The sequence below is a fragment of the Pseudoxanthomonas suwonensis 11-1 genome (genome assembly GCF_000185965.1).
Lineage (GTDB): Bacteria > Pseudomonadota > Gammaproteobacteria > Xanthomonadales > Xanthomonadaceae > Pseudoxanthomonas > Pseudoxanthomonas suwonensis_A.
Genome location: NC_014924.1, coordinates 939445 through 965508, shown reverse-complemented (window position 1 = coordinate 965508; position 26064 = coordinate 939445). Strand labels below are relative to the sequence as shown.

The 26064-nt window shown below is 69.3% G+C and carries 19 protein-coding genes and 2 tRNA genes; 4 read left to right on the top strand and 17 right to left on the bottom strand.

The window, feature by feature from the left end; translation table 11 throughout:
* Nucleotides 1-7: 7 nt before the first annotated feature.
* The 8 genes from PSESU_RS15630 to PSESU_RS04265 all read right to left on the bottom strand — a co-directional run bounded on the left by PSESU_RS15630 (nucleotide 8) and on the right by PSESU_RS04265 (nucleotide 11742).
* The gene (locus tag PSESU_RS15630) at nucleotides 8-1774 is read right to left on the bottom strand and encodes a hypothetical protein (protein WP_155942716.1); all 1767 of its coding nucleotides are present in this window, start codon (nucleotides 1772-1774) and stop codon (nucleotides 8-10) included.
* 209 nt (nucleotides 1775-1983) lie between these two features.
* Entirely contained in the window at nucleotides 1984-3456 is a 1473-nt protein-coding gene (locus tag PSESU_RS04295; RefSeq protein WP_013534545.1) for a S8 family peptidase, read from the bottom strand.
* Entirely contained in the window at nucleotides 3453-4226 is a 774-nt protein-coding gene (locus PSESU_RS04290; RefSeq protein ID WP_013534544.1) for a hypothetical protein, read from the bottom strand. The genes PSESU_RS04295 and PSESU_RS04290 overlap by 4 nt, the downstream gene beginning before the upstream one ends.
* A complete protein-coding gene (locus PSESU_RS04285) occupies nucleotides 4223-4480 on the bottom strand; it encodes a hypothetical protein (protein ID WP_013534543.1) in 258 nt (85 codons plus the stop codon). The genes PSESU_RS04290 and PSESU_RS04285 overlap by 4 nt, the downstream gene beginning before the upstream one ends.
* A complete protein-coding gene (locus tag PSESU_RS04280; protein WP_013534542.1) occupies nucleotides 4480-5457 on the bottom strand; it encodes a hypothetical protein in 978 nt (325 codons plus the stop codon). The genes PSESU_RS04285 and PSESU_RS04280 overlap by 1 nt, the downstream gene beginning before the upstream one ends.
* 10 nt (nucleotides 5458-5467) lie before the next feature.
* Nucleotides 5468-10144, bottom strand: a complete 4677-nt coding sequence (locus tag PSESU_RS15625; RefSeq protein WP_013534541.1) for a papain-like cysteine protease family protein — start codon at nucleotides 10142-10144, stop codon at nucleotides 5468-5470.
* 9 nt (nucleotides 10145-10153) lie between these two features.
* Nucleotides 10154-10501 (bottom strand): hypothetical protein, encoded by a 348-nt coding sequence (locus PSESU_RS04270; RefSeq protein ID WP_013534540.1) that lies wholly within the window; start codon nucleotides 10499-10501, stop codon nucleotides 10154-10156.
* A gap of 296 nt (nucleotides 10502-10797) precedes the next feature.
* Nucleotides 10798-11742, bottom strand: coding sequence for an AfsR/SARP family transcriptional regulator (locus PSESU_RS04265; protein WP_013534539.1), 945 nt, complete (start codon nucleotides 11740-11742; stop codon nucleotides 10798-10800).
* Between the two features lie 339 nt (nucleotides 11743-12081).
* Here PSESU_RS04265 and PSESU_RS04260 point away from each other — a divergent pair, with 339 nt between their 5' ends.
* Nucleotides 12082-12438, top strand: coding sequence for a helix-turn-helix domain-containing protein (locus PSESU_RS04260; RefSeq protein WP_013534538.1), 357 nt, complete (start codon nucleotides 12082-12084; stop codon nucleotides 12436-12438).
* A 97-nt stretch (nucleotides 12439-12535) separates the two neighbouring features.
* Here the strand turns inward: PSESU_RS04260 and PSESU_RS04255 are convergent.
* Both PSESU_RS04255 and uvrB read right to left on the bottom strand, forming a co-directional pair.
* Nucleotides 12536-12610, bottom strand: a tRNA-Val gene (locus tag PSESU_RS04255).
* A gap of 85 nt (nucleotides 12611-12695) precedes the next feature.
* On the bottom strand, nucleotides 12696-14723 hold the full coding sequence (gene uvrB, locus PSESU_RS04250; protein ID WP_013534537.1) for an excinuclease ABC subunit UvrB: 2028 nt from the start codon (nucleotides 14721-14723) through the stop codon (nucleotides 12696-12698).
* Nucleotides 14724-15030: 307 nt separating this feature from the next.
* Here uvrB and PSESU_RS04245 point away from each other — a divergent pair, with 307 nt between their 5' ends.
* Nucleotides 15031-15609 carry a GspH/FimT family pseudopilin gene (locus PSESU_RS04245; RefSeq protein WP_233275252.1) on the top strand — a complete coding sequence of 193 codons (579 nt, stop codon included), beginning with the start codon at nucleotides 15031-15033 and terminating at the stop codon, nucleotides 15607-15609.
* A 103-nt stretch (nucleotides 15610-15712) separates the two neighbouring features.
* Nucleotides 15713-15789, top strand: a tRNA-Asn gene (locus tag PSESU_RS04240).
* 174 nt (nucleotides 15790-15963) lie between these two features.
* Here PSESU_RS04240 and PSESU_RS04235 read toward each other — a convergent pair.
* From PSESU_RS04235 to PSESU_RS04210, 6 genes are read right to left on the bottom strand one after another with little or no spacing between them, the layout of a single operon-like run.
* Nucleotides 15964-16392, bottom strand: coding sequence for a type IV pilin protein (locus PSESU_RS04235; RefSeq protein WP_013534535.1), 429 nt, complete (start codon nucleotides 16390-16392; stop codon nucleotides 15964-15966).
* Entirely contained in the window at nucleotides 16382-20581 is a 4200-nt protein-coding gene (locus PSESU_RS04230; RefSeq protein WP_013534534.1) for a pilus assembly protein, read from the bottom strand. The genes PSESU_RS04235 and PSESU_RS04230 overlap by 11 nt, the downstream gene beginning before the upstream one ends.
* Before the next feature lie 44 nt (nucleotides 20582-20625).
* Complete coding sequence (locus PSESU_RS04225) at nucleotides 20626-21258, bottom strand: pilus assembly PilX family protein (protein WP_013534533.1); 633 nt, start codon at nucleotides 21256-21258, stop codon at nucleotides 20626-20628.
* The gene (locus PSESU_RS04220; protein WP_013534532.1) at nucleotides 21255-22256 is read right to left on the bottom strand and encodes a PilW family protein; all 1002 of its coding nucleotides are present in this window, start codon (nucleotides 22254-22256) and stop codon (nucleotides 21255-21257) included. Before PSESU_RS04220 ends, PSESU_RS04225 begins: the two co-directional genes overlap by 4 nt.
* Entirely contained in the window at nucleotides 22253-22783 is a 531-nt protein-coding gene (gene pilV, locus PSESU_RS04215; RefSeq protein ID WP_013534531.1) for a type IV pilus modification protein PilV, read from the bottom strand. Before pilV ends, PSESU_RS04220 begins: the two co-directional genes overlap by 4 nt.
* A complete protein-coding gene (locus PSESU_RS04210; protein ID WP_041763833.1) occupies nucleotides 22780-23301 on the bottom strand; it encodes a GspH/FimT family pseudopilin in 522 nt (173 codons plus the stop codon). The genes pilV and PSESU_RS04210 overlap by 4 nt, the downstream gene beginning before the upstream one ends.
* 182 nt (nucleotides 23302-23483) lie before the next feature.
* Here PSESU_RS04210 and PSESU_RS04205 point away from each other — a divergent pair, with 182 nt between their 5' ends.
* Complete coding sequence (locus tag PSESU_RS04205) at nucleotides 23484-24554, top strand: sensor histidine kinase (protein WP_013534529.1); 1071 nt, start codon at nucleotides 23484-23486, stop codon at nucleotides 24552-24554.
* Here PSESU_RS04205 and ppnN read toward each other — a convergent pair.
* The gene (gene ppnN / locus PSESU_RS04200) at nucleotides 24536-25918 is read right to left on the bottom strand and encodes a nucleotide 5'-monophosphate nucleosidase PpnN (protein WP_013534528.1); all 1383 of its coding nucleotides are present in this window, start codon (nucleotides 25916-25918) and stop codon (nucleotides 24536-24538) included. The genes PSESU_RS04205 and ppnN overlap by 19 nt on opposite strands.
* Nucleotides 25919-26064: the final 146 nt, after the last annotated feature.

Sequence of the window (26064 nt, the reverse complement as noted above, 5' to 3'; positions counted from 1 at the left end):
CGGGCGCTCAGAAGCTGGGCAGGCCGATGCCGGCCGAGTCGAGGATGTCGCGGGCGATCTGCGGCATCTCGATCGGCTTGCTGGTGATGGTCGGCGACTCCACCGGTTGCGCGTACTCCTCGATCCGGTTGTCCTGCACGCCGCCCACAGCCAGCCACTGCTCGCAGGCTTGCAGCAGGTCCCAGTCGGTGGGGTCTTCCATCGGCCGCTCGCTGCCGCGCAGCTGCGGGTTGGTCAGCGCGCCGGTGTGGATGACCTCGTCGAAGCGGTTGGTCAGGCGCTGGTGGTTGCGCGCCAGCCAGGCGATGACCACCGCCCCGGCGCGGGCCTGGGTGCGGTAGCGGTGGCTGTTGCGGGCGCCGCCGAGGTAGTTGGCGTTGACCTGGTCGATCACCTGCCACATGTCGCGGGCGCCGAACGCGCCGCGGATCTCCGGGTCGCTGAGCAGGTCGCGGTACTCGATGATCAGGGTCTTCAGTTCCTTGGAGAACTGGTAGGCGATGCCGTAGCAGTTGCGCGACAGGCTCGCCGCCAGGTCGCGCGCGGCCTTGCGCACCTGCTCCTGCGACACCGACAGCGGCACCTGGCTGCGGAACATGCGGTCCACGCTGAGCTGGCGCCCGAACGCGGAGACCGCGGAGATGAAGCGCAGCCACAAGTCGGCGAACTCGCGGTTGGGCTGGTTGAGCGAGGGATCGCCGCCGGGGGCGCCGAACGCGCGCATGTACAGGTCGCGGCGCTCGCCCTCGGTGATCCGCTCGGCCGACTTCTTGTAGTAGTCGTACAGGTAGTCGCCGGTCTTGCCGTAGCTCAGCGGCAGCAGGCCGGCGCGGAACAGCTCGACGATCCGCTCCACCACCTGCGGGAGGCGCGCCTCCTCCAGCTGGTAGGCGAAGTAGATCGCCTGGGCGGCCTCCAGGTTCTCGCGCACGATCTCGACGTCGGTGGCTTCTTCCAGGTCCGGCAGCGGGATCTCCAGCGACGACGGCGGCGCGCCGTTGACCGCGCCGCTCTGCATCTCGTAGGCGTTCTCGATGCGGCTGGCCAGCCACGGATCGTTGGCGCTGACGCCCTCGCCGGCCAGCTTGCGCACCACCGCGGCGACGTTGCGGCCGCTGAGCACGGCGACGCGGTCGCCGGGCGCGGGGGCGGGCTCGCCGGACTTGCCGTCGCCGCGGTCGATCACTCCGTAGATGGCGGCGTCGACCAGCCGTGCCTGGACCTGCGAGCGCAGGGCCACGGCGTACTTCTGGTCCAGGTACTCGAAGGCGGCGTCGAACAGCTCGCGGTACTCGCGGTACTCGCCCTGGGCGGCGCTGATCTTCTTGACGAAGCCCTGGCGGCCAGGCTCGGTGTTGCCCTCCAGCTGCAGCAGGCCGCAGATGCCGACGATCTCGCGCTCGTTCGGACCCAGCCCGCGGATGATGTTGGGCGTGCGCTGCGAGCCGATCAGGCCGTACATGTGCACGTAGTCGGTCTTCGAATGGCGCGGCCGGGTGCGCTCGTCGTCGTCATCGTCCTCGGCCACGCCGGCCAGCCGCTCCCACGGGCGCTGGGTCACGGTCGAGGCGACCTTGCGGTAGAACGGGTCGGCGACGACGTCGCTTTCCAGGGTGCGGGTGATCTCCACCAGCTCGTCGTGCTGGGACACCGAGATGCCGCCGGTGGTCGGGGAGTTCTCGAGCATGGTCTCCAGGACCTGCTTGCGCGCCCGCAACCGCTGGCGCTCCTTGAGTTCGCGTTCGCCGAGGTCGACGAGGAGGATTCGGTTCATGGTGGTTCCTGCCTGGTAGGTGGCTCCGGGGCGGTCGAAGCGGGCGGCGCCGGGCGCGGCGCCCCCGCCGTTGCGTTTCTTCATCGGGGCGCCCGGGAAAGACGAGGCGCCCGACCGTTTGCGGGGCTTTGGGGTGGGTCGAGTCGCCATTGCGTTTCTCCTTGCTTGCGGATTGGCGCGGTTGCCTGGTGCGGACGCGGGGCGTGCGCTCAGGCGGCCAGCGCCGGTGGAACGCCGTCGGGAAGCGGTTCCCGGTCGTCTTCGTCCTGCTCGCGGTCGACGATCTCGTCGAGCCGGCGCAGCGCCGCGGCCGCGTCCAGGCAGCCGGCACCGCAACCGGTCACGCCGTCCACCGGGAACGGCCGCGCGCTCTCGACCAGGATCCGGCGCACCTGAGCGCCGTCGAGCGGCCAGGCCCGGCGCAGCGCGCGCGAGGCCAGCAGCGCGCAGACCGCGGCCACGTGCGGCGCGGCGAAGCTGGTGCCGGTGGCGCGCTGGTACCCGGACAGGTCGCAGGTGAGGATGTCGCGGCCGGGCGCGCACAGGGCCACGTGGGCGCCGCGGGTGCTGAAGGCGGCTGGACGCAGGTCCGGCTCGACCGCGCCGACCGCGATCACTCCGGGGTGCGCGGCCGGGTAGTACTTCTCGGCCAGTCCGGAATTGCCGCTGGCCGCGACCAGGATCACCCCGCGCGCCAGCGCGTAGCGCACGATCTCCTCGTGCGGCAGCGGCGCGTCGCCGGCGAGCATCGACTCCGGCGTGCCGAAACTCATGTTGATCACCTTCACCCCGAGGTCGATCAGGCGCTTCATGCCGGCATCGATGTTGTCCAGCGCACCGATGCCGACCCGCTTGCCGCCGGACAGCGCCGCGCCGAGCACCCTCACCGGGGTCAGGCCGCAGGCACCGGCGGCGCCGATGGCGATGCCCTCGCCGCGCGCGGCGATGATCCCGGCGCAGCCGCTGCCGTGCCCAACCTCGTCCTGCGGGTGGTTGCCGGCGCGGCGGAAGTCGCCGACCAGCTGCAGCCCGCCCACCGCCTGCGGGTCCAGGTCCACGCTGTCGAAGCCGGCGCGCAGGCGACGCTCTAGTTCGGCGTGCGCCAGCGCGACGCCGGTGTCGGCCAGGCCGACCACCACCGCGGGATCGCCAGCTTCCAGCGCCAGCGCTTCATCGATGCGGGTACTGGCACGCACCCATGCATCGGCCGCGCGTGCGGCTTCGTCCGGCACCACCGGACGCGATGCGGCGTCGTCGCGGTCCAGCGCCGACGCGAATGGCAGGCAGCACAGCCGACTGGCGCCCACGCGCTCGACCATCGGCAGCTCGGCCAGCGCGCGCAGCAGGGCCGGCACGCCTTCCGGCTCGCGCACCTGGATGCGCAGCACCCGGGCCACTCCGCTGATCTGCTCGACCTCGTCGAAACGGTAGGCTCCGGCCACCGCGTGTTCGGCGCGCGGGGTGCGGGCACTGTGCAGCCGCACCGCGCGCACGGCGCCGCCGTGGTGGCGCAGCAGGCGGTCGATGACGCCGCCGTCGATGCGCTCGGCCATGGGCGTGCCGTGGTGGGTGCAGGCGCGCCAGCCGGGGATGTGCGCCGGCATCTCGCCCAGGCGCAGGGTCAGCAGCAGGCGCCCGCGCACGGCGTCGGGCAGCAGGCCGCGGGCATACGTCGCGTTCATGGCGCGCTCCATTGGCCGATGCGCCCTTCGCGCAGTTCCACGCGCGCGACCTGGCCGTCGCCGAAGTCCACCTCGGCCTCGCAGCCGAGCTGGGTCGCCAGTGGCGCCAGGACCACGCCGTCCTCCTCCACCGCGACCACCGGCACCGCCACGCCGGCGGCGCGCACCAGCGGCAGCAGGCCCGGACGCAGGCCCGGCGCGCTGAGGTGCACGCGGCCCTGGTCGCGGCCGTCGGCGGCGTTCTCGACCCGGGTGACCCGCGGCGCGGCGGCACGCATCAGCGCCTGCTGCAGGCGGGACACCGGCATCCGCGACAGGCGCGCGATCACGTCGGTGCCGGCCTGCTTCTTCAGCTCGTTGAGCTGCTGCACGGTGCGCACGCCGATCCGCTCCAGCGAGCGCCGCTCGTCCTCGTTGATCTGGTCGCCCAGCGCTTCGCGCAGGCTGAACTTCGGATCCTCGGCGCTGAAGTCCACCGCGTTCTCCTCGATCATCGGTTTGGTGATCGTGGTCAGCTGCAGGCGGATGCTGCTCGCCTCGCTCTCTCCGGGCCCCGCAGGACGGACGTACACGTCCTCGTCCAGCAACTGCACGAACGCGCGCAGGTCCAGCGAGACCTCCTTGACCGCGAAGGTCAGCGGCAGCTTGCCCAGCCGCGCCTTGATCGCCATCGCGGCCTGGGCCTTGTCCAGCTGCTCGGTCAGGGACTGGATGAACAGGTCGAAGGGCACGCCCGCGTCCTGCAGCAGCGGCGGCATCTGCGCGCTCATGGCGTGGCCTCCGTGGCGGCGGCGCCGTCCTGGCTCCAGGCCAAGACCAGGCGCGAGGGCAGCGGGGTCCAGGCATCGACCCCGCTGCTGCGCGGGAACTCGGCCAGCAGCACGCAGCCTCCATCGCGCAGCACCGGGCGCAGTTCGACCGGCAGGGTCATCTCCACGCCGGACAGCTGCATGCCCTCGCGTGCCTGGATCGCGACCAGGCCGTCGTGCAGTTCGTCCAGCAGCTGCGACAGTTCACGGAACATCAGCCACCTCCCCCGCCGGCGGGCGGCAGCGACGCGGCAGGCGCGGGTGCCGGTGCGGATGCCGGCGTGGGTGCAGGTGCCGGCACGGCCGGACGCACCGCCGGCGAGTGCTGCTGGACCAGGGCGATCTTGGCGGCGTCGGCGAGCCGGTCCAGAGGCAGGGTCTCGCTGACGAAGTTGAGCTTGACCTCGCCGAACAAGTCGGCGCGCACGGTGGATTCGTTCTGGGCGTTGACCGCCACGGTGGAGACCATGGTGGTGCTGCGCGCGCCCTGGCTCAGGCTGCCGCGCTCACCCCAGTTGGCGATGGCCTGCGGATCGGTGCTGGTGGCGTACTGCACCGCGGCCGCGTCGCTGGCGGCGGCACGGAACATCACCTTGGCGCTGATGCTGCCGTCGCGCACCGCGACCCGGTTGAGGCCGAGCAGGACCATGGTCGCCAGCAGCTGCTGGCGCTCGGCGCCGACCCGGCTTCGCACCTGCGGCAGCACCTGCTGCTCGAGCAGTTCCGGGGTCAGGGTCTCGCCTTCAAGGCCGTAGTCGGCCAGCCATACCGGGCTGGCGTCCTCGCTGCGCGGGACCAGCTGCGGCTCGGTCCCGCCGGACTCGGGCAGCCTGATCGCCACGTCGCCCGGATAGCGCCCGGCCAGCCAGTCGCGGGCCTGGTTGTAGGTGACGTTCTCCTCGGTGAACTGGTCCACCGTCTTGGCCACCGCCGACACCAGGCTGGAATAGCTCTCCATCTGCCGGATCGAGGCATCCACGATCGCGTCGAAGGTGCCGTGCACGAGCTGGGAGACGAAGCCGGGGAAGTCGATCTCGTTGACCATCGCGCCGGCGCGGCGGGCGATGGTCTCGGTGGCCTGCGGCTTGGCCGCGGCGGCCGGCGCGGCCGGGTCGGTGCCGGCCTGCGCGCGCGACAGCGCCGTCCCGGTCCGGGACGGGAAGATCCTGCCGTTGCGCGGCTGCCCGGTCACGGTGCTCTCCTCAGGCCGCCGAGGTCAGCTGCTCGACGTTGCGCCAGCCGTTCTCGCGCTCGTAGCGGCCGTCGCCGCGCAGCGCCAGCTCGACCGTCGCATCCGGGTTGCCCTGGGCCAGTCCGTGGAAGCGGTAGTCGATCCGCACCCGCAGCCGGGCCACGCCGTCGGCGTCGGCGCAGTCCTCGATCCGGGCCGCGACTTCCACGCCATAGGCGAGGTTGGCCGGGCTGCCGGCGGTGACACGCACGTCGCCGACAGCGGCGCCGTCGTGGCGGAACTCGACGGTCAGGGGCAACGGCGTCGGCGAAGCTTCGAACGCCGGCCAGTCGTCGAGCGCGATCCGGGTATCGCCCGGGGTGGCCGGGGACAGGCCCGGCAGCAGCGTCGCCGGCGCCTTCATGCCTTCGAGCTGATCCAGGCGCCAGCGGCAGGCGCCGGCCTCGCCGACCACGCGCGCCATCGTCGTGCCGGCCACGCGGCTGGGCTCGATCGGCTCGCGCCGCTCGCCCACCTGCGTCTCCAGCGCCACCACCACCCGCGGCGGTGGCGCGGCCAGGCGCAGGCCGCCGCGCGCCGACAGCGACTGCGCGCCAGCACTGGCCGCAGGCAGATGCAGCACGCGCCAGTTGCCGTAGTCGGACTCGGCCATCTCCCCGAAGTCGGAGGCGAACTCGGAAAAGTCGATCCAGTCCTCGTAGCCGTTGTTCGGCGGGTTGAACGCGATCGGGTCCTGGTCGAACGCCACCCGCACGTCCCAGGGATTGAGCACCTTGACCTGGGTCGCTCCCGGGTCGTCGAGGTTGCCGCGGATGCCGGCCACCACCACCGCATGCGGCGCGCCGACGATCACCACCCACAACGGCCCATGCGCCTGCAGCCACTGCGCCCATTGCCGCGGCGCGTGGTAGAGGCTGGCGTTGGAGGGCATCTCGATGGTACGGAAGCCGTAGCGTGACTTCACCGCCTCGAGCAGATCCCAGCCGTAGCTGGTGGCGAGGCTGCCGCCGACTTCCTGGACGATGGTCTCCGGCGCGATCGACTGCGAACGCCGGTACGACAGCAGCATCGCCATGGAGGCAGCCCAGCAGGCATTCTTGTCCGGCTGCGGAATCAGGTGGACCGGATAGTCGGAGGGCCCGTCGTTCTCCTGCGCGCGGCTGTGCACGCCCAGGGCGAAGGCCGCGGCCGAACCCGGGCGACGCCCTGCGGCACCGCCGGAATGCAGGACCTGCATCTGGTAATGCTCGCCGCCGGTCACGACGCGCTCTTCGTACAGTGCCACGAACTCGGCGAAGGACTGCCTGATCGGCCCCAGGGCCGGATCGTGCAGGTACATGGTGGTTCCGGAGCCATCCGGCGCGCCGTCGCTGTCCATGCCCACCAACACCCGCACGTGGCCGCTGCTCGCCCCGGCCGCGGATATCTGCGCGATATACAGCGGCCCCTTGGCCTCCAGCATCTGCCGCCAGGCATCGACCGTGTACGAGGCCGGCGGTTCGGCGTACAGGTTCCAGGCATCGGCGAGGTAGCCGCGCTCGTGGCCGTAGAGGCCGCGGTTGAAGGCATCGAACACCGGCACCTTGGCCGCGATTTCGCTGTCGGGGATGCTCGCCTGGTCGCGCCAGCCGGCCACCATCGAGGCCGCCGCCGCCCAGCACGACATCGGGCTGCTCTGGTAGTTCATCGGCACGTCGGTCCAGTGCACCGAGAACGCCTGCAGCGCGCGCGACGGTGCGCCGAGGGCGAAGCTGCTGGCGCGCCCCTCGATCCAGTCGATCTTGCGCGGGGTGATGAAGCAGCCGCGGTTGACGTTGTCGGTATCCGCCGGCTGCCCGCTGACGTGGACCGCGCAGACCTTGGCCTTGAGGGTCCCGCCCTCGTTGCTGACCGCGTAGACCGGCGAGCCGCTGGCGCCGCGCAGGGAGAGGATCGGGTAGTCGATGGTTTCCAGCGAAGCCTGGTAGGCGCCAGTGCCACCATGCAGGTGCTGCTTGTGGCTGTCGATCAGGTCGGTCAGCCCGGGGATGGCGTCGGACTGGGAGGAATATCCGCAGACGGCCAGGCGCATCGAGCCGGCCGGCGTCGCCTGCAGGAACTCGAACCACAGGCCGTGCGGCGCGGCGATCGGCACGTTTTCGATCACCGCCAGGTCGTTGGCCCAGTCGCCGGTGCCGGCGTACCCCGGCGCGATCCGCCACGACGATGCCGGCACGGTGGCGCTGCCGAAGGGCGCATTGCCGGCGCCGTTCAACCCCGGCGAGATCTTCACCTGGCTGCAGTCGTCCAGGTTATGGGCGCACGTGAGGATGCGGTTGCGGCCGATGTAGAAGCCGGTGCCGCGGTACAGGTAGCCGTCGTTGCCGGTTATCTCCAGCATGCAGATCGCCGAGTGCGGGAACCGGCGGGTATCGTCGATGCCGACGAACCACTCCTCGAACTCGCGGCTCATCGCGTCGGCGGTGCAGGCCAGCGCGCGATGCGGATCGCTGGGATCGTAGTAGGGCTGGATCACCTCCAGCGCGCGCGCATGGCTGCGCAGCCCCTGCGCGGTGGGCATGTACGAGCTGCGCGAGGTGACCAGCCCCATGTAGTAGTCCCAGTCCCACACGGCGTTGGGGCAGCCGCGATGGGTGGTGCGGGTGTCGGCCTCGGCGTGGCCGAGGATGTGGTCGCGGTCGACGGGGATGCCGTACTGCTGGCACAGCCAGCCCACCAGTGCCGCCGAGGCGGCCAGCTGCTGCGGCGTCGGCAGCAGGCCGCGGGTATTGGCCACGTGCTCGATGCCGATGCTGCTCGAGTTGGCCGAGCCGGCATGCCAGGCCACGTCCTTGTGCGCGACCATCTGCACCACCTCGCCGTCCTGGCCGACGATGTAGTGCGCGCTGACCCTGGCGTCGGGATTCTTGAACCAGGACACCGGGCCGGCGATGTTGGGCCCGCCGTCGGTGATATGGATGACGATGCGCTCGATGCTGCGGCTGCCTGGCACGCTGCGGTAGTTGCCCGGGTGCGCCGGCTCGAAGCGGCTGGCCTGCGGATACTCAGGCGCGGACAGGGACAGTCCGCGCGCCGCGCGCCAGTCCTGCGCGGCGGCCGCGGGCGCATCTGGAATCGGGCCGCCGATGTCGTAGGCGCCGTCGTCATGGCCGTCGGCGCCGAGCGCCCGCGCGGCGCGACTGCCGCCGCCGGCACCAAGCGCGAAACCGAGGGCCTGGCCCCACTCGGCGGCTACCGAGCGGATCCAGGCCAGCTTCTCCTGGGTGATGCGGCAGCCGGCGTTGGTGCGGTTGTCGTTGGCGGCCACGTGCACGCCGACCAGGTGCGCGACCGGATGCTGGCCCGATTCGATCCAGTACACCGGCGAACCGCTGGTCCCGGCCAGGGTCTGCAGGTCGTAGGTGAAGGTGCCTTCGCCGACCAGTTCGCGGATATGGCCGCCGTGGGCGTGCTGGCGGTTCTCGTCGATGTTGGCGTTGACGAAGTGCTCGATCGCGCTGACCGCATGCCACCAGGCCGCGTAGCCGCTGACCACCACGCCTTCCGGGCGGCTCTGGTTGAGCTCCTCGACCAGGCCGAAGTAGTTGGGCGCGGCGGCGGCGTTGGCGGCGGGGACCTGGATCAGGGCCATGTCGTTGCCATGGCCGTCGCTGCCGTAACGCGGATGCTTGCGGAACACGCTGGCGCGGAAGCGGCCGAACGGCTCGCTGGCCGCGCCGGTGCCGGCACCGTTCTTGCCGGGGACGATGATCAGTTCGGCCTGCCCGTCGACCACGTGCGCGGCGGTCAGCAGCAGGCGCGGGGCGATGAAGAACGCCGTGCCGTGGTGACTGCCTTCTTCGCTGCCGTCGGGGACCCGCACCTGGCAGATCGCCGAGTACGGCGGCCGGGTGGTGTCGGCCACGCCGAGGAACCACATCGCGCCGCGGGCGAAATGGGCGATCTGGGTGGTCAGCGCCTCCCACCAGTCCTCGGGTTGGTAGTAGGGCTCGACCAGCAACGCGCGGGCACCGGCACGCTGCCGCGCCGCCAGGCCCTGGGCGGTGGGCGCGGGAGCGGGAGCGGACTCGGATGCGGGCGGCTGCGGTGCGGCGGCTGCAGCCGGTTCCGGCTGCGCGGGTGGCGCGTTCCACAGCTCGTCGGAATAGCCGTCGCTGTAGCCGCTGTCCGCCGTGGCGCCGCTGCCGTTGGTGGCGCGTCGTGCGGGCTCCTCGCCGGGCGCCGGCGTCGCGTCCAGGTTGTCGCCGCCCCAGCCCAGCTCCGCGCCGGAGCCGCCGTAGCCGTTGCCGGCGTGGCCGCGCACGGTGCGGCGCAGGCCGCGGCCGGTGAGCCCGGCCAGGCTTACATAAAGCGAACCGCGGTCGGGCAGGCGCAGCGATACCGGGGTGCTGCGGTCGCCGTCGCGGTAGGTGGCCAGGCCGAAGTACAGGCGCTGCTGTCCGACGAAGCGCGCCACCACGTCCGGCGGCACCAGGTAGACCGCCTCGCCGTGCGGCGAAGGCTGCACCCGCATCAGCCGGCTGGTGAAGAAGTTGCCCGGCGTGCGCCGCCCGCGCTGCGAGGGATGCAGCAGCTCCGGTTCGCTGGCCAGGGCGATCTCGAACAGCGGCAGCTCGGAGCGCACCGTGAATCCCAGGACATTGAAACGGTCATCGATCGATTCGCGATTGGCGCGGATGACGGCCATGGTGGGCTCCTAGCGGGATTTGTGGACGTTGCCGGCGATGGCGGCGGCGGGCGCGGCGGGAACCGGGACGGGGCCGGCGGCGGCGAAGTCGAAGCGCAGTTCCGCGGGGGCGTCGCGCTCCTCTTCCATTGCCGAGGACATGCGCTCCCAGAAGCGCTGGTGGGCGTCGATGCCCAGGCCTTCCAGGTGCGGCTTCATGAAGTCCAGCACCGCGTCCAGGTGGCGGAAGAACATCCGCTGGCCGCTCTGGACATGCTCGACCGAGCCGCGCCATTCCGGGCCGGGGCCCGGGTTTTCGCCGCGCTCGCACCAGATGCGAACGATGAAGGCGGCGGACCGGTCCTCGAGCAATGCCATGGCGGAGCCTGGACGATGAGGCGATGGCACGAATCTGCGCGGCCGCCATCACCGCCGGATCACGCGAGCATCACCGCGCCATCTCACGCGGCCGGCGGGCACGTGATGCTCGCCCGCGGGCCCCTGATGGCGACGGGAGACGTGGTGAGGGAAGGGGGTGACGCGTGGGAGCGGCGCGTGGTGGGGGCGGCGTGGGTGCACAGGCGCCTTCCCGCTGCCGCGCGGGATGCATGCCCGCGGAGGCGCCGCTGGCGCGGCAGTACGCGCGTGCGGCGGGCCTGGCCGTTGCTGCCGGATCAGCCGAACAGGCGCAGGCCTAGCTCCAGCTGGGCATCGGCGGCGGCCAGGTGCTGGCGGGCGATGGCGATGGTGTCGCGCGGATGCGCCCGAGGGCCGGCTTCCGCCGCCTGCAGATGCAGGGCGTCCAGCGCGACATCGGCCGGCGCGAGGGGCATGGACGCGGGCGATGGCGGATCCAGGGCGAGGGCGTGCTCGGCGATCTGCCGGTACAGCGCGGTGGTTTCGCCCATCGGCGGGATCGCCAGTTCGCGCCGCAGCAGGTCGCGGCAGGACTCGAACTGGCGCAGGGCCTGCGCGCGCTGGCCGTTGAGCACGAACAGCCGCATCAGCTCGCGGTGCACGTCCTCGCGCAGTGGGTCGCAGTCTAGGATCGCCTGGGCATGGCGGATGCCCTCGGCGTACTGGCGGCGCACGCTCTCCACCTGGATCAGCCTCCAAAGCGCATTGAGGTAGTGGCGGCGGTGCTTCTCCCGTTCGCGCAGGGCCCAGTCATCGCTGAACTCGAGCAGGATGTCCGACTTGTACAGGGCGACGCCTGCGCGCAGGTCCTCGATCTCGGCTTCGGCCAGCTGCTCGATCGGTCGCGCCAGCCCGGGCGCGATCCGCCGCTCGAACTCCTCCACGTCCAGCCAGACCTCGTCGCCGCCGGCCAGGCCGATCGCGCCACGGCGGTCGCTGGCGATCAGCACGCCGGCCCCCGGCGGCCGCGCCTGCACCACCCGGCGCAGGCGCCACAGCGCGGTATTGAACGAACCCGCGCTCATCGACGCGCTGCGCTCGGGCCACAGGGTCCCGAGCAACTCGGCGCGGCTGAAGTAACGCCCGCGGCCCAGCGCGAGGTAGGCGAGCAGGCTGCCGCAGCGGCCGGATACGGCGGTCGCGCCCGCGCCCGAGGTGTCGTTGCCGATGCACAGCGACCCGAACAGCCAGATGCACAACATGGTGTCGTCCTCGACAAGCTGCCGCGTCCATGGCGGCGGCGCACCCTCCTCCGTATGCCTGACCGCGGCCAGCCGGGGCATGCGCCATTGCCCCTCGCCGGGGCACCCGTTCCAGCCGGGGTCCCGCGGATGGGGCGACAGCCTGCCACCGAAGCCGCCCGCCTGCTCCGCGGCCGCGGTCCAGCCCCGCTTTGCATCGGCCCGCCGGACGTGGAATCCTGTGGCGGCAGGGGTCATGGACAGCGGAACCGCACAACGTCGGCGGGCCGCTGGCGTCGCCGCATCGCCGCCTGGCAGGGCCGGCGTCCCGGGGACGCGGCACTTCGTGGACGGATATCCATGAGCGCACTGTCGATCCGTATCCGCAAGGCCAGGCTCTCTGCCAGGCTCAGCCAGGCAGAGCTGGCGCGGCGCGTGGGGGTGAAGCGCAGCGCCGTGACCCAGTGGGAACACCCGTTCGGCACCACGCCCAACATGCACCACCTGTTGCAGATCGCGGTGGAAGCCGGGGTCAGCGCGGAGTGGCTGGCCACCGCGCGCGGCGCCATGCGCCCGGACGCCGGCGATGCCACCGGCGCCGAACGCGGCGAGCATGCCCACGACGAGGCCGAGAGCGACCTGCTGATGCGGTTCCGGCGCCTGCCAGCGCAGAAGCGCCGGATCGCGCTGCGCATCCTCGATGCCCTGGCCGGCTGAACGGCGCGGGCCTCGCCGGCGCCGGACGCGCACGGCAAAAAGCCCCGCGCGGGCGGGGCTTTCTGTTCAAGGCCTTGTTTTTCCACCTGCCTGGAGGTGGTGGGCGGTACAGGGTTCGAACCTGTGACCCCTACCATGTCAAGGTAGTGCTCTACCGCTGAGCTAACCGCCCATCTTCCGCTGCCCGACGGCGTTGCCGTCTGCAGGGGCGCGCATTCTACCCTGCCCCGGAGGGATTCCACAACAGGGGGCGGGCCTCAGCCGACCAGGCTGGCTTCCTTGAGCTTGCGGATCTCGTCGCGCAGGCGCGCGGCGTCCTCGAACTCCAGGTCGCGGGCGTGCTGGTACATGCGCTGCTCCAGCTCCTGGATCTTCGCCACGGCCTTGGCCGGGTCCAGGGTCGAGTAGTCAGCAGCCGGCTCGGCGACCTGGCGGGTCTTGCCGCGCCCCTTGCCCTTGCCCTTGGTCTCGCCCGGCTCGGCGCGAGCGCCCTCCATCACGTCCATGATCTGGCGGACGACCTGGCGCGGGACGATGCCGTGCTCGGCGTTGTACTGCTCCTGCTTTTCGCGGCGGCGGTTGGTCTCCTCGATCGCCGCCTGCATCGAGCGGGTGATCGAATCGGCGTACAGGATCGCCCGGCCGCGCAGGTTGCGGGCGGCGCGGCCGATGGTCTGGATCAGCGAGCCGGAGGAGCGCAGGAAGCCCTCCTTGTCCGCGTCCAGGATCGCCACCAGCGAGACCTCCGGCATGTCCAGGCCCTCGCGCAACAGGTTGATGCCCACCAGCACGTCGAACTTGCCCAGGCGCAGGTCGCGGATGATCTCCACGCGCTCGACCGTGTCCACGTCCGAGTGCAGGTAGCGGACCTTGATGTCGTGCTCGGCCAGGTAGTCGGTGAGGTTCTCGGCCATGCGCTTTGTCAGGGTGGTGACCAGGACGCGGTCGCCCTGGGCCACGCACTTGTTGATCTCGCCCATCAGGTCGTCGACCTGCGTGCCGACCGGGCGGATCTCCACCTGCGGGTCGACCAGGCCGGTCGGACGCACCACCAGCTCGACCACCTGGTCGCCGGCCTCGCGCTGCTCGTACGGGCCCGGGGTGGCGGAGACGTAGATCGAACGCGGCGCACGCTCCTCCCACTCCTCGAACTTCAGCGGGCGGTTGTCCAGCGCCGAGGGCAGGCGGAAACCGAACTCGACCAGGGTCTCCTTGCGCGAGCGGTCGCCCTTGTACATGGCGCCGATCTGCGGAATGGTCACGTGCGACTCGTCCACCACCAGCAGCGCGTCGGCCGGCAGGTAGTCGAACAGGGTCGGCGGCGGCTGGCCCGGGGCCTTGCCGGTCAGGTGCCGGGAATAGTTCTCGATGCCGGAGCAGAAGCCGACCTCGGCCATCATCTCCAGGTCGAACTGGGTGCGCTGGGCCAGGCGCTGCGCCTCGACCAGCTTGTTCTGGGCGTAAAGCTGCTCCAGCCGCTCCTTGAGCTCGACCTTGATGGTCTCGATCGCGCTGAGTACGCGGTCGCGGGTGGTCGCGTAGTGGGTCTTCGGGTAGATGGTGTAGCGCGGCACCCGGCGCAGGACCTCGCCTGTGAGCGGGTCGAACAGCGAGATGTTCTCGACCTCGCCGTCGAACAGCTCGATGCGCACCGCCTCGGCGTCGCTTTCGGCCGGGTGCACGTCCACCACCTCGCCGCGCACGCGGAAGGTGCCGCGCTGCAGCTCGTACTCGTTGCGGGTGTACTGCAGCTGGGTCAGGTGGCGCAGCAGCTCGCGCTGGTCGATGCGCTCGCCGCGCGACAGGATCAGGCGCAGTGACAGGTAGTCCTCCGGCGCGCCCAGGCCGTAGATCGCCGAGACCGTGGCCACCACCAGCACGTCGCGCCGCGACAGCAGGGCCTTGGTCGCGGCCAGGCGCATCTGCTCGATGTGGTCGTTGATCGAGCTGTCCTTCTCGATGAAGGTGTCGGTCGAGGGGACGTAGGCCTCGGGCTGGTAGTAGTCGTAGTAGCTGACGAAGTACTCGACCGAGTTGTTGGGGAAGAACGCCTTGAACTCGCCGTACAGCTGCGCGGCCAGGGTCTTGTTGTGGGCCATCACCAGGGTCGGCTTCTGCACCTGCTGGACCACGTTGGCGATGGTGTAGGTCTTGCCCGAGCCGGTGACGCCGAGCAGCACCTGCTTCGCCAGGCCGGCGTCGAAACCCTCGACCAGCTTCTCGATGGCATACGGCTGGTCGCCCGCAGGGGCGTAGGGGGAGACCAGTTCGAATCGTTCGCTCATGCGGCAGGCAGGCGTCTTCGGGAGACCTTGGAGTATAGGAGCCGGCCCGTTCCGGGCGCGTGGAACGCAGCGGGCTGTTGGCTGGGGTTGGGTTAAGCGGCATGACGAACGCCGGGCAAGCCGGTGCGGGAAGTACTGCCCTGCTCTCCCTGGCTTACGCGACCCCGGCGCCTGCCGCTGGTCGCCCGCAGTCCTCAACCGGTGCCCTCTCGCCTCCGGCGCGCGGCCGCCGATCCGACCGCCCCCCGGAAAAAGTCCTACAGCCAGGCGCGGTCCTGCCCGATTTCCGCAGGCCTGGGGTCGCGCGATGCTGGGGCCACCCGCGCGGGAGAACTTCGCGATGCGCATGGATGCGCCGGGCCGAGGGCACGGCTTTACCCTGGTGGAACTCATGGTCACGCTGGCCGTGGTGGCGATCTTGGCCGGCATCGCCGTGCCCACCATGCAGGAGCTGGCCGAACGCCAGCGCGTCGCCGCCGCCATGCACGGGATGACCACCGAGCTGGCGATGGCCCGCACCGCTGCCATCAGCTCGCGGATGCCGGTCACGCTTTGCCCCTCCCGCGGGGATGGCCTGTGCAGCGGCGGCACCGACTGGAGCAGGGGCTGGCTGCTGTACCGCGACCCGGCGCGCCAAGGCCAGCCCAGGTCCCCAAACGACGTCCTGCGCGACGAGACCGCGCCGGTCCATACCTCGATCCGCATCCTCTCCAGCAGCGGCCGCGTCCGGGTGCGCTACCGGCCGGACGGCCTGTCGCCGGGCACCAACCTCACCCTGCGGGTCTGCGCTGGCGAGCGCCTGCATGCGGAGATCATCGTCAACAACGCCGGCCGCGCCCGCTGGCGGAAAGCAGCGCCTGGCAGGCCCTGCGAGACGCGTGCCTAGGCCGGCCGGCGCGCGTGCCGACGGAAGATCGCGCCGGAACGGCATCAGGATCGCCAGACCCCCTTGCCGCGCCGGAACCCATCTGCGTACAATACGCGCCCCCGCCCGAATAGCTCAGCCGGTTAGAGCACTTGACTGTTAATCAGGGGGTCGTTGGTTCGAGTCCAACTTCGGGCGCCAGATCCAGGAAAGGGTTCGCAGCAATGCGAACCCTTTTTCTTTGGGCGTTTTCCAGGGCGCCTTGCCCCCGCACTCCATAACGCACAATGCCGGCCCAACGGGCCGGCATTGTGGGACGTTACCGGGATGGGCGGGATCGCCCGATCCCGCGGCCATCCGCCAGCCATGACCACTTCACCAGCAGTCGGCGACGCCGGAAGGACCACTGGCGGTGCGCTGGCCCCTTGCGTTGAGCGTGAGCGTTCCGCACTTGTCATCGTCCTGCCGGTCTGTCGGCGTGGCAGTCAGCGTGTACGACTTTGAATCCGTGACGTTCAGCGTGACCTCGTAGAAGGACTCCAGCTCTGGGCCGCATTGCGCGGGATTGGGTGCGCCGGTGTAGGTCAGGTTGGTCGTGTAGTAACGCTCCAGGAACTGGGCGCGCTCTTCAAGGCAGGTAGTCGCCGCGGCGCGCCGCGACTTGATGACGTACCCCTTGTAACTCGCATTCGCGATCGTGCCGAGGATCGCTATCACCGCGACCACGATCATGAGTTCGATGAGGGTGAATCCCTCGACGCGACGCGCGCCGACCCATGCCCCCCTGCTCCGGTCAGTTGCCATTGATCACCTCCCTCCAGGAAACACGCCGCACCATGGCCTGGGCGCCGCTGGTCTTGTACTTGGCATAGGTGCCGTCGTCCAGGCTGGTGTACATGTACGAGCCGAGGAAGATCGGGTTGTTCGGACCGCTGTCGTAGCCCACGCCCGAGTACGGGGTATCCGTGTCACCGTCCTTGTAGTCGCCCGCGTCGCCGACATCGCCCGAATTATCGATGTCGAAGAAGGCATTGCCCAGGCGGCCACCGGTGAACGGGTTGATCGCCATGGTGAAGCCCTTGCCGCTGGGCGAGCACGGATCGGTCGAATCCGGGAAGCGCGTGGTGCCGATCAGGGCCATGCCCTGGAAGAAATTCGGCACCACCATTCGCTCGCCACGGGGGGTACCGCCGGCGGCCTCGGCCGGCGACTCCAGGTCGATGTACCAACCGTCGGCACCCGGAGCGGTGACCTTCTCGATCACGCGCCCCTTGGCGTCCTCGTGGGTAATGCTGACCTTGTTGAGGTCTCCGAGCTCGACCAGCGAGTCCCGGTCGATGATGCCGTACCAGCTCTGCACCACCTCGTTCGCGGCAGCGCTGGTATCGGCCATGCTCAGGTAGCGGCCAGTACCGAAGAACAGCCAGGTCTCGGCCGGTGCATACGGATTGCGGGCCACCAGCGGCGCGACCGTGATCGGCTGGCCAGTCTGGGTCTCGAACAGCTTGGTCGCGGTACCGGCGGCGATGTCGAACTTCCACAGGTTCCCAAGCAGGTCGCCGGCATACACCGTGTCGAAGTTGCCGTCCGGACGGCTTGGGATCACAGCGCCGTAAGCATCCCACACGTTGACCGCAGACAGGCCATTGTCGCCCGCGACGCCGGTGTTGATCGAGCCATCGTTGGCGCCGGTGGCGACGTCGAGCATGATCAGCGCCGCAGTGCCCGCGCTGCTGTTGGGACCGTTGCCCAGGAACACGCGCCAGTCGTCGTCGCTGACCTTGGCAATGATCGGGCGCCCCAGGGCATTGCCCAGCAGGCTGCCCACCGTGGCGTCGCTGGCGGTCTTCTCCCACAGCAGCGCGGGCGAGGACGGATTGGTGACGTCCAGTGCGAAGATGGATTTGCCGCCCCGACCCATGGTGCCCACCAGCACCGTCTTCCACGTGCCACTGATCTTGACGTCGGCCACGGTGATCTCGCCGTCCACCGAATAGGCGTGGTCGTAGGCCGGATCCCAGTAAGGATAACGGTTGGTGCCCGGGTCGTTCTGGGTCAGCACCGACATCGCCTCGGTCGGCATGAAGGCGAACAGTTCCCGGCCGGCATTGGTGTTGCCCGAATCCGGCGCGTTGAACGCGTGCAGCATGCCGTCGTTGGCGCCGACGTAGACAGCCGGAGCACGCGCGGCCTGGGCCGCGGCGAACTCGGCATAGCTGGGGTCGTTCGGATACAGGCTGGCGTTCGGCTTTCCAACGAATACCGGGGTGGAGTTGATGATGTCACCCAGCATGCCGCGGCGGTTGCGGAAGATCTGCTGGCTGCCTGTCGCGGCAGACTGACGCTCGTGCACCCGCTCGCCCAGGATATAGCGCAGCTGCAGGTCGGTCAGGGCGGCGAACGGCGTCGGCTTCGACAGCGTGGGGCTACCGACTACCGCGCCGTTGTTCCAGTTGCTGATGAAGTTGGTCAGCCCGCTGGCGCCCTTGTACAGGATCTTGCGCTGGGTGAAGTCCAGGGTCGTAGCCGTGGCATTGACCTTGGTATCGCCGGCGGCCTGGCCCAGCCAGTCGGAGGCATCCCACACGTCGGTCAGGCTGCCGGTGGCAACATCGACGTTGGATGCGGTCAGGCGTCCACCCCAGCCGTTGGAGATGTACTTGGCCTGGTAGGTCCTCGCGCCAACCTCCAGCTTGGTCGTGTTACTTGCAAACGAACCGCCAGAGCCACTGATATCGTCGGCAATCTTCTGGAAGGCCGAATTCAGGCCACGGATCATCGCCTCGCCATTGTTGGCCAGGTACATGTTGTTGGGCAGATAGAAGTCACCGGTACCACCAAGTCCGGTCTGGGTCTTCGCCGTCGCGGTGGCTGCCGTCCATGCGCTGCGGTTGTCATTAAACCAGGCGGTGTCCCTGCGCTCGGCGCTGCCGTCCGCCTTGTAGGAATCCTCGGAGATCGTATAGCCGCCGTACTTGGTGGCCAGGTAGTACTGGTTTGTCTCCTTGGCCTTCAGGTCGTTCAGCTCTACCACGTCCACCCAGTACGTACTGACCGACTGACCCTTTTTCCGGTCAGGGTTGGTAGAAAGGACGGTGTTCGGCACGTCCGGGCGAATATCGCTGATATGTGCCCAATAGGCCAAGGCAGCGGTGTAGTTGCGGGCGGTGTTGTTGCCCTCGGTATACCCCAGCCACGTAGAGGTAAAGCCCTGGGCGATGTCGCCATCGCCGCTGTGACCTGCGTCTTCGTTGTTTGTTGCCGTATCGCCAATACCCAGGAACACGTTGGTCTGGCAGCGATAGAGCATGGGATCCGCATCCGTGCCCACCGTCCGATTCCCCGTGGTCCACGGCGTCACAGAGGCGTTGTCGCCAGTGCGATACCAGTTCTGGATCACCGGGAGGCCGTCCGCGTTCTGGTAACGATCCTTCGCGGTACCGCTCAGGCTGCTGTAGTCGGCAATATTGCCCACGCCTCGCAGGTAACGCAGCGCGGTGTAATACATCTCCGACAGGTTGTCGTAGGCCTTCAGGGTGGTCATCCCGGTGTGGATCTGACCAAACCGGTTCAGGTAGTTGATAACGCCACTGTAGCGAACGGCGCAGCCGCTGCCGTCCGGCGGGTCGCTTGAAGACGTCCCACAGGAACCGATGCGGGCGGTGGTCGCGCTCGAATCAGTACTGTCCGGATCGTTGATGATCACGCCTGTTACCGGATCCCATTCGGGGTTATCGATGCCGGAGATCCGGCCCGCTCGGTCCGGATACGGCTTCTCCGCGCCCGCGATCTCGGCTGCAGTCACGGGTCCAATCAGCTTCTGCCGGGCGCGCATTACGCCGCCGTTGCGCTGTTGGCCGCTCTGTGTCAGGTACGAGAACAGGCTGTAGCGGGTCTTCTTGGCATTGGCCTGCAGCAGGCCTTCAGGCTTGTAGTATTGGCCGTAGCGGGTACATATCGAGCGGGTATCCAGCACGCCATCGCACACCTTGACGCGCACGCTCACCGCATAAACGGCATCCCGGCCATAGGCCGTAGGCGCCTGATCGTTGTGCCCGGACCGTGTGCAAACAGCCTTCGAAGAGCTGTATGAATAGTTCGCCGCGCAGGTAGTATTCGAATCGGGCAACGCATGGGCAGCCGGGTTGTATGGCACCGCCGTCACCGCGGTGCCCGCGGGCGACGCCTGGTTTCCACTCGTAACCGGCAACGACAGCGCCTTGGGATCATTCCAGCTCTGCTCACTACCCAGACCACCGTCCGATGACGGGATAAACCACATCTGGTTCCGCAAACCGCCGATGCGCAGGCGGATGCCGGCGGTCCGGACCGGGCTAACGTTCCCCGCGCCCGACGTCAGACGTCGGAGCGGGGTGTAGTTGGACCAGCGATCGGAATTGGCCTTCTCAAGATAGGTGACGCCCGGCATCTCGCTCGTGGCCTTGGTCACGCTGGTGCCGTCGGCACCAGTGATCGTGACCGACGGCGGCGTGCCATCCGCTGGACGATGCACCCTGTAGCCACCGGTCAGCGCCAGACGGAAGGTATCCGCGGCCTGCATTGCCGCCCAGTTCATGAAGTTGCCGCTCCACAGCCGCTGGCCATCGCTTGCGGTCTTGCCGGAGCAGCTGCGACTGGAGGCTGCGACTACAGGATAGAAGTACCGGTTCGCCTCCACGGCATCGTACTGGTAGGCGTAGCAAAGTTCAGTATTGAAGTACCCGGCGTACGCAGTCGAAGAAGAATAATTGGCACCGGCCTCCGACACGCCCGGCGCATTTGCGTGTGTCACCACCGTCGGCCACTCGACGGATGGCAGCAACACCATATTGCCCGGAACGCTATTGGTTACCGTCAGCGGCTTGCTGTCGATCGGTACTCCAGAGAGGGCCGAAACCGAACAGAGGGCTACGAGCAGGCCAACAGCAACGGCGATATTCTGGCTCGCGCGCCTAGCCGGGCGTAGTGAGACCCACTTGCGGAAGCTCTCCATCGCGATACTCCCTGCACTAGTGCGCAGTTCTCTTGTGTTGTTCATTATTTGGCCACCACGTTGGCCTGCAGCAGCACCACGGCGCGGTCGCCGTTGGCGGCCGGGTTGTGGCTGCGGGCGAAGATCCGGTACATGGCTTCCTGGGCGACACCGCCGCCACCGCCGCCGTACTGGGTCGAGCCGGCGCTGGAACCCAGGCCCAGCTCGTCGAAGCTGTCGCGCAAGCCGAGGTACTGGATGTAGTACTGCGGCGCACCGGCGGACTTGTTGTCGGCACCAAGCTGGTCGGTGGCGGTGAACCAGCAATCACCGGTCAGTGCGCCCCCGGCACAGGCCGTTCCACCAGTGAACACGTTGGGTGGAGTGGCACCACACTTCGAATCATCGATGCCTGCCAGGCCGCCAGTGTCCGGGTCGTTGCCGCACTTGACGCCGATCACCCAGCCGTTGCCGCCGGCCAGCACTGCGTCGCGGACTGCGCCTTCGGCTTCGCGCAGTGCCGACTCGGCCTGCTGGAAGGCCAGGCTGCGGTCGAACATGTTGGCGCTCATGCGCTCCTCCAGCAGGGTGCCGCGGAGCACGGCCAGGCCCAGCAGGGTCATGACCAGCAGCAGGATCAGCACGACCACCAGCGAAGCACCACGCTGGCGCGAGGGAACACGGATATCGGGGCTCATAGGACGCGGTTCCGCAGGGCGACGACGTTTTCGACGACGCGGGTCAGGCGCTGCCCGCCGGTGCCGCTGCCCTCGGCTTCCTGGAGGGTCAGGGTCATGCGCACGGCACGCACATCGCGCCATGCATTGGCATCAGCACCCAGGGTGGTGGCACTCACGTACCCGGCACTGGTCAGGTACTGGAACTGCATGTTGACGATGCCCTCGACGATTTCCTCTGGATTCCCGTCATTGACCTGGCGGTACAGGGAGAACCCGTTGGCCGAGTTGCCGTCGGGATCGTCCACGAACCAGCGCACGCCCTGCACGGCGGTCAGGGAAGAGAACTTCGGAAAGTCGTAGGCGACGCCACCGCAGGCGGCACTGTTCGGTGCGGGGAAGTAGTCGCAGGTGTTCAGGCCGCCGCCGGTGCCGAAGCCCACGGTCCCGCTGGCGGCGTTGCCGGTGCTGTCGCCATCGGCACGGAATACACCCAGCGCCTTCATGTCGCAGATCATGATGACGTCGCCGTCGCTGAAGGTCGGCGTGCCCGGCGCGTAGGTTGCTTCCGGGGTGCCACCCACCAGGTCCGCGGTGAGGGAACGCAGCTCGTCGCCAGTGCGCAGCAGCTGGATCACATCGGTACCGGAGACGTGGTCGGGACCATCGTTCTCAAAGCCGTACAGCGGGAAGTTGACCGCCATGTACCAGTCGTCGCTGTCCGGCGTGGCCGTGGCGCCACCTTCGATGATGTTGCCGATCGCGTGGTTGACGTCGCACGGATTGGAGCCGGCCTCGCGGATATCGCGCGAGAGCAGCTCGAATGCGATCTGGCCGCTCTCCTGCAGGCGCCCGAGGTTCTGGGTCGTGCGGTAGGCGGCCTTGTTGGAGGCGAAGATGCCGATCGCGGCGCCGACCACCAGCAGGCCCAGGGTCAGCGAGATCATGAGTTCAATCAGGCTGACACCGGCCTGGCGCGCGCGCGGGGCGCGGAAGTTATGGGAGTTCTCAAGCTTCATATGGCGCTCACCGTCACGACCTGGCGGGTGGTACTGCCTTCGCCCGTTTCAGCTTCGCCCTCCTCCGCCCCGGCCGAGTCCTGCTGGACCGCACCGGAACCGCGGCTGTCGTCCCACTGTACGATGACGGTACAGACGCCGGCATCGCAGGAGACATCGGCGCAGGTGCTGGCATCGCTGGCCAGGCCCATCGAACTCTTCAGCGAGGTCAACCAGACATTGTATTCGCCCTGCGCCGAGGTCTGGCCGGCCGGCTGCCCGGCGCCTCCAGTCAGCGCGGTGCACTTCATGCCGCTGGTGTTGTAGTAGCCGGCTAGTGCGTTCTGGCGGTTGGCGCGCATCACGTCGAGGATGGCGTAGCTCTGGATCACGGCCTGGGTGCGCTCGAGCGAACTCTGGCCATTGCGCAGCGCGGTCGCCTGCATCGCGGCGATGCCCAGCAGGCCGATGCCCAGGATCAGGATGGAGATCATCACCTCCAGCAGGCCAGCACCGGCCTGCGAGCGACGGCTGGGGCTCGGGCTCATGGGCATTCTCCCGGCGTGGAGTGGGTGGCGGCGGTGACGCTCACGCGGCTGCCGCTCGCCAGGTCGACCTCGCGAAGGTTTTCTGCCGGGCGCCTGTTGGGGCTGCAGACCACGAAGGTGGTGTTGAGCAGGCCACCTGTCGAGTTGCGGGCCATGCCGTCGGCGCGGAAGTCGATGGTGTCTCCGCCACTGACCTGCAGCGGCGCCTTGACCATGGTCGAGCGGATCAGTTCGGGGTTGGCGCCGGTCAGGGTGACCACCCATCCGCTCCAGTTGCCGCTGCCGGCGGCACAAGTCGCGCCGTCAGTGCTGCGGCACAGGCGCACGGTGCGGTTGCGGCGCAGGGCCTCCGAGCGTGCCAGCTGGATGTCGCCCACCAGCTGGTTGGCCTGGGTGGTGAGGCGGCTGCCGTTGACCACGCCGCTGAAGTTGGGCACGGCCAGGGCGATGATGATGGCGAGCACGCTGAGCGTGACCATCAGCTCGATCAGCGAGAAGCCCTCCGCCCGTGCGTGCACGCGGATTCGACGCCGCCGGCACGATGGCCCATGCGAAGGATGCATGCCCTATTTCCCCATATTGGATGCAGCAGCAACTTAGCCGACCCCACCCCCGGCCTCCACACGCAGCCGACGGGCGGCCCAAAGCCGGGAGCCAGCGGTGGCTCCCGCCACCGGCCCGGCCAAGGCATCATGCCGGCATGGCAAGACCTTCCGGCCCATCCGCTCCACCCCCGTCATCGCCCCTGGACGCGCTGTGGCAGGCACCGGCCATCATCTGGGCGGTGGTGGCCGGCATTGGCGTGGCTGCGGTGCTGGCCATCGCCCAGCCGCCGGGGACCGACCGCTGGGTGTACTTCGGCCTTGCCTGCCTGCTGGTGCAGTGGACCCTGCTGGCCACCCTCGGCGCACTCTACCTGGTACGTGGAGCGCTCCGGCGGCTGCGGCCGCTGCACGTGGCCGGGCTGGCGCTGCTGCTGCTGGTGTTCTCCAGCTGGCTGATCCATGTGCTCGCCCGGGCGCTGGTGGCGCTGACCATCCCCGGCGGCGCGGTCCCGCCCGGCTGGAGCCCGGAACGGGTTGCCGGCGTCACCCTGTGCGTCGGCCTCCTCGGCCTGGCTGCGTTCTACAACCACTGGCGCGCCACCCAGCTGGCACTGCAGGCCAAGCAGGCGCAGCTGGAGGCGCTGCAGGCGCGGATCCGCCCGCACTTCCTGTTCAACACGCTCAACACCGGCGTGGCCCTGGTCCGGCAGCGCCCCGGCGAGGCCGAGCGCCTGCTGATGGACCTGGCGGACCTGTTCCGCGCCGCGCTGGCCGGACCTCCCACCATGCCGCTCGAAGACGAACTCGCCCTCACCCGCCGCTACCTGGAGATCGAGCAGCTACGCTTCGGCGACCGGCTGCGCGTCTCATGGGAGATCCCGGACGGCTTGCCTGCGGTGCAGGTGCCGACCCTGTCGGTGCAGCCGCTGGCCGAGAACGCGATCCGCCACGGCATCGAGCGCTCTCGCGAAGGCGGCGACGTACGCATCGAAGTCGGCGCAGGCGAGGCCGAGGTACGCATCGGGATCAGCAACAGCATTCCCGGGACATCGGGCAGCGACAGCCGCGGCCACCAGGTCGGGCTGCGGTCGGTACGCGCGCGGGTGCTGGCCCTGACCGGCAATACCGGCGGCGTGGACACGTGGATCAAGGACGGCCGCCACGTGGCCGTCCTGCGCCTGCCGCTGGCGCCCTCGGAAGACGTGGCTCAGGCCACCACGCGGTAGCAGGGGCGGTACTCGCCGGCGATCTTCATCCGGCGCTGCTCGACGAAGGCGCGCAGCAGGCCGTCCAGGGCCTGCATCATGTCCGGCGCGCCGTGGATCTCGAACGGGCCGTGCTCGTCGATCCGGCGCATGCCGTCTTCCTTGACGTTGCCGGCGACGATGCCGGAGAACGCCCGGCGCAGGTCGGCGGCCAGCGCCGAGGCCTGGCGGCCGTGGTGCAGGTCCAGCGAGGCCATCGCCTCGTGGGTGGGCTGGAACGGACGCTGGAACTCCAGCGGGATCGACAGGCCCCAGTTGAAGTAGAACGAGTCCTTCTGCGCGATGCGCGCCTCGCGCACCTGGCGGATGCCGGCCTCCATGGTCCGGGCCACGTCCTGCGGGTCGCCGATGATGATCCGGTAGCGCGAGGTCGCCTCCTCGCCCAGGGTCAGTCGGATGAAGCGGTCGATCTGCTCGAAGTACGGCGCGGCGATGGTCGGGCCAGTGAAGATCAGCGGGAATGGCACCTGCGCGTTCTCCTCGCGCAGCAGGATGCCCAGCAGGTACAGGATCTCCTCGGCCGTGCCGACGCCGCCGGGGAACACGATGATGCCGTGGGCCATGCGCACGAACGCCTCGAGGCGCTTCTCGATGTCCGGCATGATCACCAGCTCGTTGACGATCGGGTTCGGCGACTCGGCGGCGATGATGCCCGGTTCGGTGATGCCGATGTAGCGGTTGTCGGCCTTGCGCTGCTTGGCGTGGGCGATGGTCGCGCCCTTCATCGGGCCCTTCATCGCGCCCGGGCCGCAGCCGGTGCAGATGTCCAGGCCGCGCAGGCCCAGCTCGTAGCCGACCTGCTTGGTGTACAGGTACTCCTCGCGCGAGATCGAGTGACCGCCCCAGCACACCACCAGGTTGGGATCGGCCGGGCGCAGCACGCGCGCATTGCGCAGCAGGCCGAACACCGCGTCGGTGATGCCGGCGGAGCTCTCCAGGTCCTCGGCGTATTCCGGGCCCAGCTCGATCGCGGTCCAGGCCAGGTCGCGGACCACGGCGAACAGCAGCTCGGCCACGCCGCGGATGATCTTGCCGTCGACGAAGGCCATCGCCGGGGCGTTCTTCAGGTCGATGCGGACGCCACGGTCCTGCTGGGTGACCTGGATGTCGAAGTGCGGATAGAGGTCACGCGCCGCGCGCGGATCGTCGCTTGCGCTTCCGCTGGTAAGCACCGCCAGGGCGCAACGGCGCAGCAGGTCGTGCATGCCGCCGCTGGAGGCGTCGCGCAGGCGCGCGACTTCGGCCCTCGACAGCACGTCCAGCCCGCCACGCGGATAGATGCGGGCATCCTGGACCGGGAGGGTGCTGGCGACGGTCTCGTTCATGGTGTTCCTGTGCATCGTGCAAACCGGGTCGGGGACTTTAACCCACCCGGCACCGGGCCCGCACTGCCGGCCCGTACACGATGGGACGGAAGCAATCCCGCCCGCCGCCCGGACCCGGAAAAGCAGACGGCCGGGTTTCCCCGGCC

Coding starts and splice junctions, on each gene's coding strand:
- PSESU_RS15630 (WP_155942716.1), bottom strand. CDS start 1,774: ATGAACCGAATCCTCCTCGTCGACCTCGGCGAACGCGAACTCAAGGAG.
- PSESU_RS04295 (WP_013534545.1), bottom strand. CDS start 3,456: ATGAACGCGACGTATGCCCGCGGCCTGCTGCCCGACGCCGTGCGCGGG.
- PSESU_RS04290 (WP_013534544.1), bottom strand. CDS start 4,226: ATGAGCGCGCAGATGCCGCCGCTGCTGCAGGACGCGGGCGTGCCCTTC.
- PSESU_RS04285 (WP_013534543.1), bottom strand. CDS start 4,480: ATGTTCCGTGAACTGTCGCAGCTGCTGGACGAACTGCACGACGGCCTG.
- PSESU_RS15625 (WP_013534541.1), bottom strand. CDS start 10,144: ATGGCCGTCATCCGCGCCAATCGCGAATCGATCGATGACCGTTTCAAT.
- PSESU_RS04270 (WP_013534540.1), bottom strand. CDS start 10,501: ATGGCATTGCTCGAGGACCGGTCCGCCGCCTTCATCGTTCGCATCTGG.
- PSESU_RS04265 (WP_013534539.1), bottom strand. CDS start 11,742: ATGTTGTGCATCTGGCTGTTCGGGTCGCTGTGCATCGGCAACGACACC.
- PSESU_RS04260 (WP_013534538.1), top strand. CDS start 12,082: ATGAGCGCACTGTCGATCCGTATCCGCAAGGCCAGGCTCTCTGCCAGG.
- uvrB (WP_013534537.1), bottom strand. CDS start 14,723: ATGAGCGAACGATTCGAACTGGTCTCCCCCTACGCCCCTGCGGGCGAC.
- PSESU_RS04245 (WP_233275252.1), top strand. CDS start 15,031: ATGCTGGGGCCACCCGCGCGGGAGAACTTCGCGATGCGCATGGATGCG.
- PSESU_RS04235 (WP_013534535.1), bottom strand. CDS start 16,392: ATGGCAACTGACCGGAGCAGGGGGGCATGGGTCGGCGCGCGTCGCGTC.
- PSESU_RS04230 (WP_013534534.1), bottom strand. CDS start 20,581: ATGGAGAGCTTCCGCAAGTGGGTCTCACTACGCCCGGCTAGGCGCGCG.
- PSESU_RS04225 (WP_013534533.1), bottom strand. CDS start 21,258: ATGAGCCCCGATATCCGTGTTCCCTCGCGCCAGCGTGGTGCTTCGCTG.
- PSESU_RS04220 (WP_013534532.1), bottom strand. CDS start 22,256: ATGAAGCTTGAGAACTCCCATAACTTCCGCGCCCCGCGCGCGCGCCAG.
- pilV (WP_013534531.1), bottom strand. CDS start 22,783: ATGAGCCCGAGCCCCAGCCGTCGCTCGCAGGCCGGTGCTGGCCTGCTG.
- PSESU_RS04205 (WP_013534529.1), top strand. CDS start 23,484: ATGGCAAGACCTTCCGGCCCATCCGCTCCACCCCCGTCATCGCCCCTG.
- ppnN (WP_013534528.1), bottom strand. CDS start 25,918: ATGAACGAGACCGTCGCCAGCACCCTCCCGGTCCAGGATGCCCGCATC.